The organism is Clostridium sp. 16K-1-R1 (genome assembly GCF_023921145.1).
GTDB lineage: Bacteria > Bacillota > Clostridia > Clostridiales > Clostridiaceae > Sarcina > Sarcina perfringens.
Genome location: NZ_CP046515.1, coordinates 2,139,022 through 2,156,773 on the forward strand (window position 1 = coordinate 2,139,022; position 17,752 = coordinate 2,156,773).

At 27.6% G+C, this 17,752-nt stretch carries 17 protein-coding genes and 1 other annotated feature; of the genes, 9 read left to right on the forward strand and 8 right to left on the reverse strand.

Features of this window, described 5'->3' with window-relative positions:
- Positions 1–100 precede the first annotated feature (100 nt).
- Positions 101–1,387: a PQQ-dependent sugar dehydrogenase gene (locus tag GOM42_RS09335; protein WP_003455915.1), complete on the reverse strand. Its 1,287-nt coding sequence runs from the start codon at positions 1,385–1,387 to the stop codon at positions 101–103.
- Between the two features lie 147 nt (positions 1,388–1,534).
- On the opposite strand from GOM42_RS09335, the gene spoVB reads away from it, so the two are divergent.
- On the forward strand, positions 1,535–3,064 hold the full coding sequence (spoVB, locus tag GOM42_RS09340) for a stage V sporulation protein B (protein ID WP_003471631.1): 1,530 nt from the start codon (positions 1,535–1,537) through the stop codon (positions 3,062–3,064).
- A gap of 93 nt (positions 3,065–3,157) precedes the next feature.
- Here spoVB and GOM42_RS09345 read toward each other — a convergent pair whose 3' ends face one another.
- The 3 genes from GOM42_RS09345 to GOM42_RS09355 all read right to left on the reverse strand — a co-directional run bounded on the left by GOM42_RS09345 (position 3,158) and on the right by GOM42_RS09355 (position 5,425).
- Complete coding sequence (locus GOM42_RS09345; protein ID WP_003468064.1) at positions 3,158–3,958, reverse strand: hypothetical protein; 801 nt, start codon at positions 3,956–3,958, stop codon at positions 3,158–3,160.
- Between the two features lie 109 nt (positions 3,959–4,067).
- A complete protein-coding gene (locus GOM42_RS09350; RefSeq protein WP_003449625.1) occupies positions 4,068–4,910 on the reverse strand; it encodes a S1-like domain-containing RNA-binding protein in 843 nt (280 codons plus the stop codon).
- An 11-nt stretch (positions 4,911–4,921) separates the two neighbouring features.
- A complete protein-coding gene (locus tag GOM42_RS09355) occupies positions 4,922–5,425 on the reverse strand; it encodes a gamma carbonic anhydrase family protein (protein ID WP_003449781.1) in 504 nt (167 codons plus the stop codon).
- Between the two features lie 248 nt (positions 5,426–5,673).
- On the opposite strand from GOM42_RS09355, the gene GOM42_RS09360 reads away from it, so the two are divergent.
- Complete coding sequence (locus GOM42_RS09360; protein WP_003468025.1) at positions 5,674–6,675, forward strand: CehA/McbA family metallohydrolase; 1,002 nt, start codon at positions 5,674–5,676, stop codon at positions 6,673–6,675.
- 27 nt (positions 6,676–6,702) lie between these two features.
- Here the strand turns inward: GOM42_RS09360 and GOM42_RS09365 are convergent, their stop codons facing one another.
- Complete coding sequence (locus GOM42_RS09365) at positions 6,703–7,035, reverse strand: hypothetical protein (protein WP_011590927.1); 333 nt, start codon at positions 7,033–7,035, stop codon at positions 6,703–6,705.
- 237 nt (positions 7,036–7,272) lie between these two features.
- Between GOM42_RS09365 and GOM42_RS09370 the strand changes: the two genes are divergently transcribed.
- Positions 7,273–7,743, forward strand: coding sequence for an Lrp/AsnC ligand binding domain-containing protein (locus GOM42_RS09370; RefSeq protein ID WP_003449697.1), 471 nt, complete (start codon positions 7,273–7,275; stop codon positions 7,741–7,743).
- Between the two features lie 106 nt (positions 7,744–7,849).
- Complete coding sequence (locus GOM42_RS09375; RefSeq protein WP_003459798.1) at positions 7,850–8,053, forward strand: DUF378 domain-containing protein; 204 nt, start codon at positions 7,850–7,852, stop codon at positions 8,051–8,053.
- 47 nt (positions 8,054–8,100) lie between these two features.
- Here GOM42_RS09375 and GOM42_RS09380 read toward each other — a convergent pair whose 3' ends face one another.
- Positions 8,101–9,846, reverse strand: a complete 1,746-nt coding sequence (locus GOM42_RS09380; protein ID WP_110077174.1) for a phosphoenolpyruvate carboxykinase — start codon at positions 9,844–9,846, stop codon at positions 8,101–8,103.
- 198 nt (positions 9,847–10,044) lie between these two features.
- On the opposite strand from GOM42_RS09380, the gene GOM42_RS09385 reads away from it, so the two are divergent.
- Positions 10,045–10,899 carry a ComEC/Rec2 family competence protein gene (locus GOM42_RS09385; RefSeq protein ID WP_003468098.1) on the forward strand — a complete coding sequence of 285 codons (855 nt, stop codon included), beginning with the start codon at positions 10,045–10,047 and terminating at the stop codon, positions 10,897–10,899.
- 56 nt (positions 10,900–10,955) lie between these two features.
- Here GOM42_RS09385 and GOM42_RS09390 read toward each other — a convergent pair whose 3' ends face one another.
- On the reverse strand, positions 10,956–11,639 hold the full coding sequence (locus GOM42_RS09390) for a ribonuclease H-like domain-containing protein (protein ID WP_049039526.1): 684 nt from the start codon (positions 11,637–11,639) through the stop codon (positions 10,956–10,958).
- Between the two features lie 185 nt (positions 11,640–11,824).
- Here GOM42_RS09390 and GOM42_RS09395 point away from each other — a divergent pair, with 185 nt between their 5' ends.
- Genes GOM42_RS09395 through GOM42_RS09405 form a run of 3 tightly spaced genes read left to right on the forward strand, consistent with a single transcriptional unit; the run spans position 11,825 to position 14,008 of the window.
- The gene (locus GOM42_RS09395) at positions 11,825–12,043 is read left to right on the forward strand and encodes a ferrous iron transport protein A (protein WP_003449499.1); all 219 of its coding nucleotides are present in this window, start codon (positions 11,825–11,827) and stop codon (positions 12,041–12,043) included.
- A 37-nt stretch (positions 12,044–12,080) separates the two neighbouring features.
- Entirely contained in the window at positions 12,081–13,844 is a 1,764-nt protein-coding gene (gene feoB / locus GOM42_RS09400; protein WP_042262441.1) for a ferrous iron transport protein B, read from the forward strand.
- Between the two features lie 14 nt (positions 13,845–13,858).
- Entirely contained in the window at positions 13,859–14,008 is a 150-nt protein-coding gene (locus tag GOM42_RS09405) for a FeoB-associated Cys-rich membrane protein (RefSeq protein WP_003459783.1), read from the forward strand.
- Between the two features lie 45 nt (positions 14,009–14,053).
- On the opposite strand, the gene argS is transcribed toward GOM42_RS09405, so the two are convergent.
- On the reverse strand, positions 14,054–15,751 hold the full coding sequence (gene argS, locus GOM42_RS09410) for an arginine--tRNA ligase (protein WP_003469137.1): 1,698 nt from the start codon (positions 15,749–15,751) through the stop codon (positions 14,054–14,056).
- A 102-nt stretch (positions 15,752–15,853) separates the two neighbouring features.
- Positions 15,854–16,060 (reverse strand) — a binding site (T-box leader).
- 173 nt (positions 16,061–16,233) lie between these two features.
- On the opposite strand from argS, the gene GOM42_RS09415 reads away from it, so the two are divergent.
- Positions 16,234–17,742, forward strand: coding sequence for a Ppx/GppA phosphatase family protein (locus GOM42_RS09415; RefSeq protein WP_061415771.1), 1,509 nt, complete (start codon positions 16,234–16,236; stop codon positions 17,740–17,742).
- The last annotated feature ends 10 nt before the right edge of the window (positions 17,743–17,752 follow it).

A 17,752-nucleotide genomic window follows, 5' to 3' on the forward strand; every position in this document is an offset into this window, starting at 1 on the left:
AAGAGTAATTCTTTCTATGCTTATTAGAAAAAATTACTCTTATAATTTTATTTTCTATAATTATCTTTTTATATTTTAAAATTCAAACTAATTACTTAATTTATTTTTTCTTTAAGGATATTAGGAACTTAATACCTAAAACTCCAATTGATATAAAGTTTATTCCTAATATAACAAAGTAATTATAAATAGGTATGTTATTTATAGTGTTACTTTTTTCTAGTCTAAAAAGTACCCCCTTATTTCCATCTAGTATATAAAGATCCTTACCTATTATTTTCATATCATTTATATATGAATTTTTATCTAAATATATTAATTCTTTAACCTCTCCCTCCTTTAATAATTTTGAAAGAGTATTGTTTTTGTTGTTAAAGAATAAAAATGAATTCTCATCTCCTAGAATTGTTCCTTCTCTATCTATTAATAATGTATTTATATTTCTAGTACCTTCACTTTGGTATAGTGGTTTTGGCATTACATAGCTTTTATGTTCATCTGTTATAAAATTAATTATAGGTTTTCCTTCTTCTCTAAATCTTGGAGAATTAACAGGATCTCCCCCACTATAATCTGGCCAACCATACCAAGTTCCCTTTCCTTCTATTTTATATATATAATCTGAATCTCCACTTAAAGGTCTATACCCCTCATCTTCCATTCCTCCAACAATTGCAAAAATCTCTCCTGAACTATTTAAATCAAAGCCTTTAACATTTCTTATTCCATAGGAATATAATTGCTTTTTCTTGCTCTCTATATGAAATTCTATAATACCTCCATTACCTAATATATTTCCTTTTACCTTTTCTCCCTTTGATGTCTTAGTATTATATGGCACAAAAGCTCCCTTTTTATTTTCATCATAATTTCTTCCACTTAAAACAATATCTACTGGAGGAATATCAGGATTTTCTTCCTCTTCATCTACTATTCCAGAATTTGTAGAAGTTCCTATGGTTAAATAAAGCTTTCCATCATTTATTAAAATCCTAGTATCCTCTTTATTTATTCCCTTATTAGGAATATCCTCAATTAAAACTTCTCTTTCTGAACTTTTTATGTTATAAGATACTAACTTTTCATCTAAAGTATAATATAAAAATTCATTATAATATTCTAAATCATATATATTTCCCTCTTCTTTTAATTCCAAAAACACATTATTATTTCTATCTATTTTCAAAATCTTATTTTCTAATGCTATATAAATATTCTCTTCATCATTACATAAGGCTCTTGCTCCCTTTAACCCCTTTAGTATTAACTCTTCACTAAAACTTTCACTTTCTAAATATTTACCATCTTTATTAGTAAAAAAACATATTATACTTCCTAGTAATGCACTAATTAAAATTAAACTTATAAACTTTATAAAATTCTTCATATTTCCTCCCTAAAAAAGCCTCAATAATAAATTTTAACAATTAAAAACTCATAGATAATTAATAATAATTACCTCCTATATAATGAATATTTAACATAAGTTGTGAATATTCATTATTATTGAACTTTTAAATAGGGTGGTGATTCATTGAGTAAAAATGATTTCTATAAAAACTCTTTCATGCTAACAGCCTCTAACTTAACAACTGGATTATTAGGTTTTATCTTTTCTATGTACCTATCAAAGGTACTAGGCCCTGAAGGAATGGGACTTTATGGTATTATAATGCCTATTTATAATTTATTTATATCAATTATGACAGCTGGTATAATTGCATCCATTTCTAAGATAACTGCTGTATATTCAGCAAGAGATGATTATAAAAACATAATTCGAACAATGAAAGTTGTGGCTATTTTTAATTTTATTTGGTGTCTTATAATAGGAATATTTGTATTTTTCTTATCACCTATAATCGGACATTTTTGGGCTAAGGATCCTAGAATAATAAAATCTATAATGGTAACTTGTCCAGCTATGATATTTATAGCACTTTCAAACATATTAAAGGGATTTTTCTATGGGACTTCAAAAATCACTGTTCCTTCTTTTATAGATATTTTAGAAAAATCTTTACGTATCTTTGTTTTAGCTATATTAATTTTTATATTTAAAGCTGAAACTTTAGAGTCTTTAGTTACTTTAGCTTACTTAGCCTTATGTCTTGGGGAACTACAAAGTTTAATACTTTTATTTGGATATTTTAAATACTCAATGAGTAAATTTCCAAAAACAAATGCAAAAGGGGAAAGCCGTGCTCAATTATTATTTGATGTTTTAGTAACCTCAGTACCTTTATGCTTAAATGGATTTTTAATGAGTATTTTTAGCGTTATCTCAACACTTTTAGTTCCTAAACGGCTTATAGTTGCAGGATTTACTTATTCCCAAGCACTTTCTCTTATAGGAAAATATTCTTCCATGGCAATGTCAATAGTAACATTTCCTATAATTATAGTTTCTTCAATAAACACTATGCTAATACCTGATTTATCTCAAACTTTAAGTAAAGGGAATTATCTTTCAGCTACTAAAAGAATTAGAGATGTTATTAAAATAGCTTTTTTAATAGGTATTTGTACCACAGTAATTGGACTATGTGTTCCTGACTCTTTAGGTAAATTATTCTTTGGAAGAGATGATTTAGGAGAATATATAAGAATAACATCAGTAATGATGCCAATAGTATTTACTTCAAACACTATGTATGGAATTTTAAATGGACTTGGAAGACAAAATGTAATTTTAAGAAATACTATAATAACAGAAGTTTTAGAAGTTACATTGTTATTTTTCTTAACTGCAATACCATCTATAAATATTTATGGTTATGCAATAACTATGCTTATAATTTCATCACTTTCACTTTGTTTAAATCTTTATGAAATATATAAAAATATAAATATAGGTTTATCCTTATCAAACTTCCTAATATATATATTAACAGGAGTTTTAACCTATATATGCTTAAGTCCACTTTCACTAAAGCTTTCTTTTATTGATTTTAGAGTTCAAGTTTTAGCTGTAACTTCTATAGCAGCTTCTATATTCATATTTTTAATAATAAAGGAGAAATTCTCATCAAGGTTTAGAAAAATCTCTTTAAAAAGCAGATAGGAATCTATATCAAAATATAATAATAAAACTTACAAACAGTATGAAGAGAATATCTAGTAATTCTCAGAATATGTTTGTAAGTTTTATAAAAAGTTATTTTGGTGTATAGCCTTCCTTTTTTGAAAGAACCTTAAACTCTTTAGTTTCTCCAAGAACTCTCATTATTTTTAATCCTTTTTCTTCATTTAAGTTGTAATATTTTACTCCTAACTTTTCTATGGATTTCCCATTATCTAAATCATCTATTATAACTAAAGGTTTTAACCTCTTAACTAATTTTTTCACTTCTTTTTTATTTTCTTTCTCTGAGTCAATTAAATTTAAAATCTCAACTCTACAATCTTCTATATTACTAAGGTTAATTGCACTGTCATAAGACTCTTCTGATAAAACTGCTAGCTTAATATTATCTACAGTAGCAAAAATCATACCTTCCTTAGAATTCTCTACTTTCTTTGCATTTAAAGAAATGCTTTCCTTGTTATAATTAAATCCCTCTTCCATAGATGCTATTTCTATATTTTTTTCATTTGTAAGATTACTTACCTCTTCACTTACTCCATTTAAAGTAGGAAGAAGTATTTTCTTTACACTACTTTTATTTATGAAAGTTTTTATAAGTTCATCAGTTTCTTCTTCCATAGATCTTAAAACCAACAAATCAATTTCCTTTAAATTTTCTTTATTTATTCCTTCTATGATTCCCTCTACATTATCACCTTCACTTATAAGAACAGTTTCACCATTGCTTCTTAAAATTAAGATTTCTTCATCATAGCTTAGAAATTCTATAGTATTAGGATTTTCCTTTGCTAAAGCAGTATTACCTCCAAGAAATAAACATGATATTAAACTTATAAGAAATATTATTCCATTAACTTTTATTTTCCTCATAAAATTCACCACCTATACCAATAAAATCCCCTAAAAATTATTTTTTATACTACTTATAGTAATAAAAAAGAGCTATATAGAGTAAAAACTCCATATAGCTCTTTTTTTATTATTTTAATCTAGTACCAAATTCATCTTGCTCAATTAAACCTTTTTTCATAAGTCCACCTAAGGCCATTTTAAAGTAATTTTTAGAAGTTTTAAAAGTATTTCTTATTTCATCTGGAGTACTCTTATCATTTAAGCTCATAACTCCACCATTTTCTTTTAAGTAATTTAATATAGTGTCTCCTAATTCATTTCTTTCCTTAAGTTTATGATTTCTTAAAGATAATCCTACTATTCCATCTTCATAAACCTTTATTATCTTACCTTTTATATTATCTCCAGGTTTAATATTTGTAAAATATTCATTTTTAAGAACCACAGCTCTATGTTTATTATCTACTGCTACTCTTAAAGAACCATTAGTTTGGTATCCATAAACTATTCCTGAAACTTCTGTTCCCATTTTAGGTTCTTCTATTTCATCTAAGTATTTATCAACCTCTGTTGTTGCTGCTAATCTTCCTGTTTTATCTACATAAATATATACTAAGTACTTTTTACCCTCTTCCATTTTGTATTTTTGCTCTTTTAATGGAACAAGTATATCTCTTTCTAAACCAAAATCTACAAAAGCACCTATTTTAGTAATAGATTTAACTTCTAATAAAGCAACATCTCCCACAACAGCTAAAGGCTTTTTTAATGTGGCTATAAGTCTATCTCTAGAATCTCTATATATAAAAGCTTCTACCTCATCTCCAACCTTGATTTCTCTTCCATCTAAATTTCCAGTTGGAATTAATATATCATCAGAAGTATTTCTAGTTCCTCTGTCTAAGTAGTATCCAAAATCCGCTTCTCTTACTACTTTCATTTTATTAAATTGTCCTATGTTTATTATCATAAGCTCCTCCTTTATTTAATATAAAGATTTTTCATCTTTACATATTCTCTTCTTGAATTTTTTATACTTTCAATTTCATCCTCAGTAAGTTTTCTAACAACCTTTCCTGGAACTCCCATGACTAATACGCCCTCTGGTATTTCCTTGTTTTGACTTACTAAAGTTCCTGCAGCAATCATAGTATTTTTTCCTATTTTTGCTCCATTTAGTATTATTGCTCCCATACCAATTAGGCATTCATCCTCTATCTTACACCCATGTATTATAGCACCATGTCCTATAGTAACACCACTCCCAATTTCAATAGTGTGCTCCTTATCAACATGTAATACTGCATTATCTTGTACATTGGTTTCATTTCCTATTTTAATTAAATTATCGTCTCCTCTTATTACAGATCCAAACCAAATTCCACAATCTCTTCCTATAGTAACATCACCAATGATATCACTACTGTGAGCTATAAATGTTTTTTCCCCTATTTCAGGCTTCTTTCCTCTAATTTCAATTAACATATGATCACCTCTTAGTCATTCTTGTAATTTTATCATATGAAAGTAGAATATGTCTACTTATGCTTTTGTATGCTTAATTTAATCTTTTCTATTTTAAAGATTTCCCTAATAAAAATTAAGATACTTTAGTTTAAATGTACTTAACATTATATACTTAAAAAATCAAATATAAAAATAATAAATAAAACACATTTAATCTAAATATTATAAATATTATATACTATACTAATATTTATAAAGAGGTATTAATGGATAAAAAATCTATACCCTTTGATAAGCTTAAGTTTTATTATGGAATTCCCCATTCCCATACATCCTTATCAACAGGAAAAAGTAGTCCTTATGAATCCTTAGAACATGCTCGCTCTAATGGATTGGATTTTTTAATAATTACTGATCATAATAAATATTTAAGCGAAACTATCAAAGAAAAAAATAAAGAAATTTCAAAATGGGAGTATTTAAATAAATGCATAAATAAATTTAATAAAAAACATTCTGACTTTTTAGCCTTATGTGGTTTTGAAGCTAAATCAACAACCTTAGGTCACTTAAATATCCTATGTCCTAATACATTTTTTACTGGAATAATTCCAGACATTAAATATCTATTACTTTGGCTCATTAATGATCACACAGCCTTACTTAGTATTAATCATCCTAAAAATTCCATAGCTAAAAAAATTGAATTTACTCCTATTTTAGATAAACTTTTATGTTCTATAGAGGTTGGAAATGGAATCCCACCTAGTACTTATACAAGATATGACTCTCAATTTTTCTCCCTTTTAGATAAGGGATTTAAACTAGGAGCTATAAATTCCCAAGACAATCACAAATTAAATCAAGGAGATAGCGAAAATTTAACCTGCGTAATTTCACATAAATTAAATAAAAACTCCTTACTTGATGCATTTAAAAATAGACATATATTTTCAACGGAATCAAAAACTTTAAAAATGCTATTTTCTTTAAATTCAACCTTTATGGGGGGAACAATAACTGTAGATTCCTCCTCAAAAATTAGCCTCTATTTACAAGTTGAAGATCATATAAACAAAATATCTAAAGTTCAATTTTTAACTAACCAGGGAAAAATCATTAAAGAAATTAAAGATATAGATTTGCATAATGTTAAATATATTTTTGAAAAGGAAGTTTCTTTAAATGAAACTTGGTTTGTAGCTAAAGTTTATTTAAATAACAATAAAGAGGCCATGTCCTCTCCCATCTTTGTTAATTATGAATAAAAAAACAAACTCCATTAATAATGGAGTTTATTTTTTTGAATCCTTATTATGTTTAACTCTATTTGGTTTTGCCTTTGGTTTAATAACAACTTTTTTCTCTTTTTTAAGCTTTGGATATCCATTTCTAAGAATATCTAAGAACCATAAGAATAATATAGTTGCTACTGCAGAAATTGCTAACACAATCCATTGATTCATAGGGATGAACGTAGGAATAAGGAAGATTATTATTGCTGCAGCTAAAATTATCCATTTATTAATTTTAACTTTGTTAAATACAAATCTACTTAATAATGAAAATCCCCCGAAAATCACTACTGCTAAAAGTATTATTTGTAAAATTAATACAAATATTCCCATAGTTTTGCCTCCTTGCATAATACTCCTTATATAATATATTAGTCTAAAAGAAAAACATTTTCAAGTTTTTAATTTTTAAAGTTGTTCTTATAAAATTAACATTTATAATATCATTTTTATTAATGTGTTAAATTAATAAAAATATATTTGTTATTTTCAAAAGTATATATAGTATTTCTATAAAAAATTTGATAAAATAGAATTATCATTTTATTCAAATTTTAAAGAGGTGATACTATGTCTTTAATAAACACATCAACTCATTTAGATGAATTAGATTTACAAATTTTAGATATCCTAATTAAAGATTGCAGAACTCCTTACTTAGAGATAGCAAGAATATGCCATGTTTCAGGTGGTACAATCCATGTTAGAATGAAAAAGATGGAAGACTTAGGAATTATAAAAGGTACTAGAATACTTTTAAATTTACCTAAATTAGGCTATGATGTTACATGCTTCGTTGGTATTCATGTTAACTCAACTTCATCATACACTCATGTTTTTGATGAACTTTCAAAAATTAAAGAAGTAGTTGAAATTCATTTAATAACTGGGGGTTATGCTATTTTTGCTAAGGTTATTTGCAAGAGCATATCAGATCTTCAAGATATTTTAATGAACAAAATTAATCATATTGAAGGAATAAGCGGAACTGATACATTTATATCTCTATCTCAACCAATAGATAGAAATATAACCCTTTAAAAAAAGAAATAGCTTAAGCTATTTCTTTTTTTATATTTTTAACTATGAATAAAATACAAATTTCTACTAATAATATTAACATATCTTAGAAAAGGATGTGTTAACAATGAAAACATTAAATATTATTGCTCTTACTTTAGTAATAATAGGTGCTCTAAATTGGGGTCTAATTGGTATTATGAATTTTAATTTAGTAGACTCAATCTTTGGAATAGCTTCTATTTGGAGTAGAACAATCTATGTATTAGTAGGATTAGCAGGATTATACTGCTTATCATTCTACGGTTATTTCAATCGTATAAAAGAATAAAAATAAAGCTAAATCCCTATTAGAAATCTCTAATAGGGATTTAGCTTTTACATTTTTTCAATTATATCAAAAAGTTCTATGGCTGCTTTTTTAGGTCCTTCCTTTTCAAAACCTAAAACTCCTAAACAAGTTTTTATTTGTCCAACTTTCACTTTATTATTAAACATATCTTCAAAATATTTATCTATTATTAAATCCATTTCTTCTTTCTTTTGCACTGGTCCAAAAGGATTAGCAAAATATGATTCCACTAAGCCATTTTCAGTAGTTGTTCCCTTTGCCATTCTAGCACCAGCTTTAAAAATTTTCTTAGCTTCCTCTGGATTATTAAAATATTCAATAGATTTTTCTCCCTCATCTACTCCATCATAATTATTAGCATAAAGGAAAAGATCTACATCATATCCCCTTATTATATCGTCATACTTACATACTGGCATAAGAAGTCTAGCATTTATCTTATCAGGATTCATAAATATACTTCTATCAATTTCCTTAAAAGCATACCCTTGATCTAAGTCATCAAGCCTTACAAAGGCTCCTATTTCAGTTCCATACCCCTTAATTATGCCATCTACATTTTTAAATACACCCATGTCATCAAAAATTATGGTCATATCGCTTATATATTCTTCACTCAAGGCTCTAAAGGCTTCTAAACTTTCAGATTTTCCTGCTCCACTATCACCCATTATTACAATATTAGCTTCTTTTCCATTTTTAAGAACCACGTTGACCATAGCTCCATGAATAGGCATATATCCTCTTTTTATCATTATTATATTGTGAAGAGTTAATATCATTTTTTTCATATATCCAAAGTAATCTATTTCTTTACTATAATTAGCATACCCTAGCATTATATTATTTTTTTCATCATCATAGAAACAAGTTTTTAATTCATCATCATCATCCTTAGCTCCGAAAACATAAATAATATCTGGTTTTACCCCTCTACATTCCTCTACAGTTGCTAAATCAAACAAATTACATAAACTTATTCCATGAGACATAAAATCTCTATGAAAATATACATATGCTAATAATTCCCCTACCTTAGCAGGATAACAAAACCATTCTTCACTATTTATATGAGATCCACTTAAGGGATTTTCACTTGTTTCTAAGAATATACCATCCCTAGTATTCTTACTTGGATAAGTTATAAATGGTGCTTCTAAGGATATTGCATCTATAAATGGAATATGATCTAGTATGGAATATTCTCTTGGACTTGGCCATATTAAATTACTCACCATAATACTTGCATTTCCACCAGCAGAAACCTGTCTAAGTATGTTAGGCATACTTCCTAATAGATTCTTTTGAAGTCTTCTATAAAATCTTAAAATTAAATCATTAAAACTTTTATTAGCATCTACAAATCCAACTGCTGCAATACCATCTTTTACTTTATTATTTTGGATAACAGTGTATCTTTCTAATTTTCTCCAGAATGAATAAACATCATCTATAATATTAGCAAAAGATTTCTTATCCTCAAGTAAACCTTCAAAAGCATCATTAACAACTAGTACCTCATCAGCCCCCATCATAGATAATAGTTTTAATGTACTTATTAAGTACCTAGATATAACCTTTATATCTTCAGTACCTATGGCTTCACTTAAGAATCTAAAATTATGACTCTTCTTATTTTTAGTTTTTTTCAAATAAGTTTCTAAAACTTTTCTAAACCCTTCGCTATTTATTATGGATTCAAAACTATCACAATACTTTGCAGTAAAGTTCATAGTTACTTTTCCATGCTTTAAGCAAAATTCTTTTCTCATTATTAAGCCCCCTTTTACTTTTTACAAGTTTAAAGATGAATATCTCCAATTTAATTATATCACTAAAGTTGTATCTTTCCAAAATCTTTCATTATTTATTTTAATTGTAATTATAAAATTTACAAATTAAAGTTTATTCCTTTAATTATCTGTTAATAATCCATTATATGATTAATTATTTTCAAAGGAGTTTTTTAATTGAAAATCACCTCTAAAAAAGTTAGTTTATTTTTAATATTTATACTAGTAACATCAATATTTTTATATTCTACTTCATATTCAATTCCAAATGAAAATTTTACAGTCCATTATATAGATGTAGGCCAAGGAGATTCTGCTTTAATTCAAAGCAATGGTAAAAATCTTTTAATAGACGCAGGTACTCCTGAATCTACTAAGCCTCTAGTAAAATATTTAAAAAACCTTGGAATTAAAAAGCTTGATTTTATAATAGCCACTCATCCCCATGCTGATCATATTGGAGGTATGGAATCTATTATTAAAAAATTTCATGTTAACCACTTTTTTGCACCTAAAGTAACAGAAAATACTGATGTATTTAAAGGCATGGTAACTGCACTAAAAGAAAAGGATATCAATATAAATACCCTATCTAAATCAAAATCTCTTCCTATAGATTTAGGTGAGAACACTAAAATAGAAATCTATTCTCCTTCTAATAAAGAGTATGAAAACATAAATAACTACTCACCTATCCTTAAGATATATTATGGTGAAACCTCTTTTTTGTTTACTGGAGATGCAGAGACTGAAGCAGAAATGGAAGCAGTTAAATCAAATGAAAATTTAAAGTCAGATGTGTTAAAGGTAGGACATCATGGAAGTACAACTTCTTCAACAGATTCCTTTTTAAAAGAAGTTTCTCCTAAAATAGCTGTAATTTCTTCAGGGCTAGATAATTCATATGGACATCCAGCAAAAGAAACCCTAAAAAAATTATCTTCCTATAAAACTAAGATTTTTAGAACAGATGAAGATGGAACTATTATTTTAACCTCTGATGGAAAATCTATAAAAAAGCATAAAAACTAAAGGCACCAATTATTGGTGCCTTTAGTTTTTATAGTTTTATTTACTATAATAAACTATTACTTTTCACTTTTTTTACTTTCACTATCTTCTAAATTAACTAATATCTTTTTCCAACTTAATAATATGTAAAATAAATTTACAACATCTTGCTCATTATAGACAAGTATCTTTTCAACTTTTTCTTTTGGCATTCTTTGAAAATAATCTTTATCCTTTAAAACCTTATGGAATGTTTTTGCTAAATTTGATCCTGAAAGAACATCACCTTCTCTTTCAATTCCAAATTTCTTTTCCAAAGCTTTAAGACCTATCCCTTGCTTAAAAGTATGCTCATAAATTTTCTGTATATCAACAGATCTAAAGTAATTATTAAAATCAAAGTTTATCCCATATTTATCAAACAAATAATTTATAACTGTAAAGTCATTATTTCCAGAAAAAGTTACTATGTATTTCTTCTTCTTCTCTGCTGCAACCATTATAAAATATTTCTTTGCTAAGTAAAGAATATCTCTCACTTCTCCCTTATGCTCTATCATGTACTGAGTAGTAATGAATTTTGATTTCTCTTCATCAAAATATCCAGCACCAAAAACTCCTATGCACTTTGGTTTCTTATATACATAGTGTTCTAAATCAAAATATACAGCCTGTTTATATATATCATAATTTTCATTAAAAGATAGGGCATTACTAAGATCTAAATCATTTATATCTATTTCATGCTCTTTTATGATCACTCTATCACTCTTTTCTTATATAAACTTATAACAAAAATATTATATCATTATATCATTATTTCGTTAAGTATTAATAAATATTAATTAAATTTTTAATTAATAGAATTTATCAATTGACAAATTCCAGGTAACTTGATATAATTTAGATGAATTTGATAATGATTTTCATTAGTGAGGTGCTTAAGATGAGTATATATGATTTAAAAATAGGCCAAGCTGGTATTGTAGATAAAATATGCGGACACGATGGTTTAGCTAAAAGACTTCTTGCTTTAGGATGCATAGAAGGAACAGAAGTTAAACTTAAAAGAGTGGCTCCACTTGGCGATCCATTAATAGTAAATTTAAGAGGATTTGATTTAGCAATCAGAAAGAAAGATGCTAAAAATATAATTTTAAAATAATAAATAAAATAGAATAATTTAATTAGGGGGAAAACTAATGACAACAATAGCCTTACTCGGTAATCCTAATGTTGGTAAAACTACTCTTTTTAATGCCTTAACAGGGTCTAACCAACATGTAGGAAACTGGCCAGGTGTTACAGTTGATAAAAAGGAAGGATTTTTCAACTCTAACAAAATAGTGGATTTACCTGGTATATATGCTTTAGATACCTTCTCAAACGAAGAAAAAGTATCTAAAAAATTCTTAGAATCTGGAGATGTTGATTTAATATTAAATATAGTAGATGCTTCTAACCTAGATAGAAACCTATATTTAACTATGCAACTTAAAGACTTTAAGAAGCCAATAGTATTGCTTCTTAACATGAATGACATCGCTGAGAAAAAAGGAATTAAAATTGATCCTAAAAAATTAGAAAAGGCTTTTAATCTTAAAGTAATTCCTATAACAGCATCTAAAAAAGAAGGTTTAGATGAGGTTAAAGAATTCTTAAATAAAGGTAATTTCGAAAAATATTTAGATAAAAATACTTACTCATTTAAGGATGAGGCTCATACTTATAAATTTATTGAAGATAAATTATCAGACTGCTTTAATAGATCAGGTAATTCTTCAACTACTTTAACTGATAAGTTAGATAAAGTATTTTTAAATCCATGGCTTGCATACCCATTATTTATAGCACTTATGTACTTTGTATTCCAATTTACATTCTCATGGGTTGGACAACCTATTTCAGACGCTTTAGATGGATTCTTAGGTGATACTTTCATGCCATACTTAAGTGATCTATTATCAGGTACGGCTCCATGGTTCCAATCATTACTTGTTGATGGTATCGTAGCCGGTGTAGGTGGAATTATAGTCTTATTACCAATAATATTAGCTTTATTCTTATGTATAGCAATATTAGAAGACAGTGGATATATGGCTAGAGTTGCTTTCTTAATGGATAAGTTCATGAGAAAAATAGGACTTTCAGGAAAGGCTTTCCTTCCTATGATAACAGGATTTGGATGTACAGTTCCTGCTATTATGTCAGCTAGAACTTTAGAAAGCGAAAAGGATAGAAAACTTACTGCTCTTTTAGCACCATTTATGTCATGTAATGCTAGACTACCTGTATATGTAATATTTGCTGGATTATTCTTCCCAGATAATGCATCTATGGTTGTTGCATCTTTATACATATTAGGTATATTAGTAGCTTTCATATTAGGCTTAGTATTTAAAAATACTTTATTCAAGAAAGATGAAGAACCATTCATTATAGAGCTTCCTGAATATAAAGTACCAGAAGTTAGATCTGTATTAGCTCAACTTTGGGATAAATCAAAGAGCTTCTTAAAGAAAGCTGGAACTATTATCTTTGCAATGAGTGTTGTTATTTGGTTCCTTCAAAGCTTTAACTTTACTGGAATGGTTGAGGATATAACTCATAGTTTCTTATATAACATAGGTTCATTTATAGCTCCAATATTTGCTCCATTAGGATTTGGAGATTGGCAAGCTTCTGTTTCATTATTAACTGGTTTAATGGCTAAAGAAACTATAATATCAACAATGGAAGTTATTTATAAAGGTGATTTAACTCATATGTTACCTCAATTCTTTACAGCACTTTCATCTTACTCATTCATGGTATTTGTATTACTTTATACACCATGTATAAGTGTTGTAGGTGTTATGAAAAAAGAATATGGTGGTAAGTTCACAATTTTATCAGTAATATTCCAATTCCTAGTTGCTTGGATAAGTGCCTTCATAATTTATCATATCGGTTTATTAATCTTTTAAAGAAGGTGTTTTAAATGGAAATTCTTATTACAGCTTTAATCGTAATAGCTGTTGTGTTTATATTATACAAAAACTTCAAAAAATCATCTAAAGGACAATGTAGTGGTTGCAGTGGATGTGCTTCTAAAGGAAGTTGTCCTAGTAGGAAAGATAATAAGAAGTAAAAAAATAACCAATTCCAAATGGAATTGGTTATTTTTTATTATAAATTACATTTTTTCAACTACATCTATTCCTATTAAGAATAAAGCATTTTTAATAACTTGAGCAGTAGCTTTTATAAGTTCAAGTCTTGCAGCCTTTAATCCTTCATCTTCTACATTTAAAACTGTATGATTATTGTAGAATTTATTGAAAGCCTTAGCTACTTCTATTGAATATCTAGTTACAACTGAAGGTTCTAACTTATCTATTCCTAAAACTACAGCCTTTTGTAATCCATCTAAAGTTTTAGCTAATTCAAATTCTTCTTTTGAAGTTAACTTTGTGAAATCTGGCTCAGCTGTTATATTTTGTTCTTCAGCTTTTCTTAATATACTCTTAGCTCTTGCATATGAGTATTGAACATATGGACCAGTTTCTCCCTCAAAGCTTAACATCTCTTTCCAATCGAAAACTATATCTCTTTCTCTTGAGTTCTTTAAGTAAGTAAATAATATAGCTCCTATACCTATTTTCTTAGCTACTTCCTCTTTATTTTCTAATTGTGGGTTCTTTTCTTCTATAGTTTCTCTTGTTTTATCTATAGCTTCGTTTAATAAGTCTTCAAGTAAAACTACATTACCTTTTCTTGTTGAAAGCTTTCTATCTGCGAACTTAACTAATCCAAATGGAATGTGTACACAGTTTTTAGCCCATTCATTACCTGCTAATTCTAATGTTTTGAATACTTGGTTAAAGTGTAATATTTGGTCTTTACCAACTACATATATACATTTATCAAAGTTATATGTTTTATGTCTATAACTAGCTGCTGCTAAGTCTCTTGTAGCATATATTGATGCTCCATCTGATTTAACAACTATACAAGGTGGCATATTGTATTCATCTAACATTACAACCTTAGCACCATTACTCTCAGTTAATATATTAGCCTTTTCTAATTCTTCTACTACTGTATCCATCTTATCATTATAGAAGCTTTCTCCAGCCCAAGAATCGAAATCTACGCCTAACATATCATATATCTTATTAAATTCTTTTAAAGATAAGTCTTTAAATCTTTCCCATAGAGCTACAGCTTCTTGATCCCCATCTTCAAGCTTCTTAAAGTACATTCTTCCTTCATCTTCAAGTTCTGGATTATTTTCAGCTTCATCATGGAATTTAACATATATTCTTAAAAGCTCATTTATTGGAGCCTCTTCTAAAGCTTCTTCATTTCCCCATCTTTTATAAGCTGAGATTAACTTACCAAACTGAGTTCCCCAGTCTCCTAAGTGATTTATTCTTATTGGATTATATCCTTCAAAGTTTAACATTCTATATAATGAATGTCCTATAGCTGTTGTGAATAAATGTCCAACGTGGAAAGGCTTAGCTATGTTAGGTGATGAATATTCAACTACAACATTTTTTCCCTCTCCTATTTTAGAAGAACCATATTTATCTCCTTCTTCTAAAACTTTGCTTATTATATTTTTTGAGAAAGCTACTTTATCAACAAAGAAGTTTAAGTAAGGTCCTAAACACTCTACTCTTTCAAATCCCTCTTTATTTATCTTTTCAGCTAATTCAGCTGCTATCATATTAGGAGCTTTTCTCATAACCTTTGCTAATTGGAAGCAAGGGAATGCAAAGTCTCCCATTTCTGGCTTAGGTGGTATTTCTATAAGTTTTTCTATGTTTTCTAATTCTAGATCAACATGTTCTTTAATTCTTTCTGCAACTAACTTTTTGTAATCCATAATTGTCCTCCTTATTTTATCTCTTTTTTAAAACATATATTATAATGACATTATTGCCAAAATATAAATTTATTTACAATATAAAAAACCGCCTCTTTGTAACAAAGAGACGGATATATCCGCGGTACCACTCTAATTGGTTAAAAACCCACTTTATAATTTAACGCATAAGCGACACTTTAATAAATTTACTAGTTATTAAAATGCAATCTCAGAGGCTCTCTTCATCTAAACTATTCTATAAGGCTTACACCATCCCTTACTCGCTTAAGAAATCATAAAGACTACTCTTCTCTTCACAGACTTTTTATATTATATTTTCTTAACTTATTATAGTATTTTACCTTAAACCCTGTCAATATCATCTTTCATTTATTATGAATAATATTTTATTTTGAAATATCCATTGAAAACTTCTTTGAAATTCTATAGTATCAGTATTATAATCAAATTATATTTTAAACAAGTAGAGGGGAAAAGAAATGGATAGAATAGGAGTAATAGACATAGGCTCTAACTCTGTAAGATTAACACTTGCTGAAGTTGAGAAGTCTGGATATTTTAAAATAATTGATGAATTAAAAGAGCATATAAGACTTGGCTCTGATTTCTTCGCTTGCTCTGTTTTAGACGAAGAGAAAATTAAGCTTACAATCTCATCTATAAAAGCTTTTAAATCTATGTGCATATCTTGTGGTGCATCAAAAATTATACTTATAGGTTCAGAAAGCATTAAAAATGTAGATGAAAAAATTAATCTTAAAGAAATAATAAAAAAAGAACTTGGATTAGACCTTAGAATATTATCTAATGAAGAAGAAATTCATTATAACTTTTTAGGAGCTAAAAATTCTCTTTATATAGATAATTCTCTTCTTTTAGATATAAACGGAAATAACACTCACTTATGTTGGTTAAAAAACAACGAAATTTATAAAGAAGTTACTCTACCCTTTGGATATGTAACTTTAACATCCTTATTCCAATTAAACGACATGATTGGATATGAAAATAATACAAACTGTGTTAATTATATTAAAGAACACCTTGAAAAAATAGATTGGCTTAAAGATAATTCATTTAAATCTGTTATAGGTGTTGGAGGTTCTTTCAGAAACCTAGGAAAAATTGATAGACGTAGAAAAAGATATCCTATTGATATAGTTCATAATTATGTTCTTTATGACTATGATATTGATGAGATGTTTCATCTACTAAAAAGTAAAAATCTTCGTCAGAGACAAAAAATTGAAGGACTTTCTCCATCTAGAGCTGATGTCATAGTTGCTTCTACAGACTTAATAAAAGAAATTTTAAGCTTCACAAATACTAATGAAGTAATAATATGTGGTCGTGGTCTTAGAGAAGGACTTATATATGAATATATAATAGATAGATTCCATACTTATGATGATATTTTAGATGTAAGTTTAAAGGGAATTATGGATACTTTAAACATAAATATTCCTCATGCTCAAAATGTATGTAAACTTGCTTTTTCACTATTTGAAGGGTTAAAACCACTTCATCATTTAGGAGATGAATTTAAGAATATATTAAAAACAGCCTCCTTACTTCATGATTGTGGTATAAGCATAAGATATTATGATCACCATGTACACTCATTTTATATTATTTTAAACTCTCATATAAGTGGATTAACTCATAAAGAAATATTATTAAGTGCCTTATGTGCCGCTTACCATAGAAATAACTCTTTCCAAGCTCCAATTGCTAAATATTCAACTATAATAAATAGATTAGATGTAAAACATGTAGAGTATTTAGGAGTTATTCTTAAGCTTGCTGAAGGCTTAGACAGAGGATTAACTGGCCATGTAGAAAATGTTGATGTGATAATTAATGAAGATACTGTTAATTTAAAACTTTATTCTGAATATGATTTAGAATTAGAGCTTCGTCAAGCTAGAAGAAGTTCTAAAGTCTTTGAAGAAGTTTATAATAAAAATCTAGTTATTGAAAAAGCCTAAATAAAAAAGT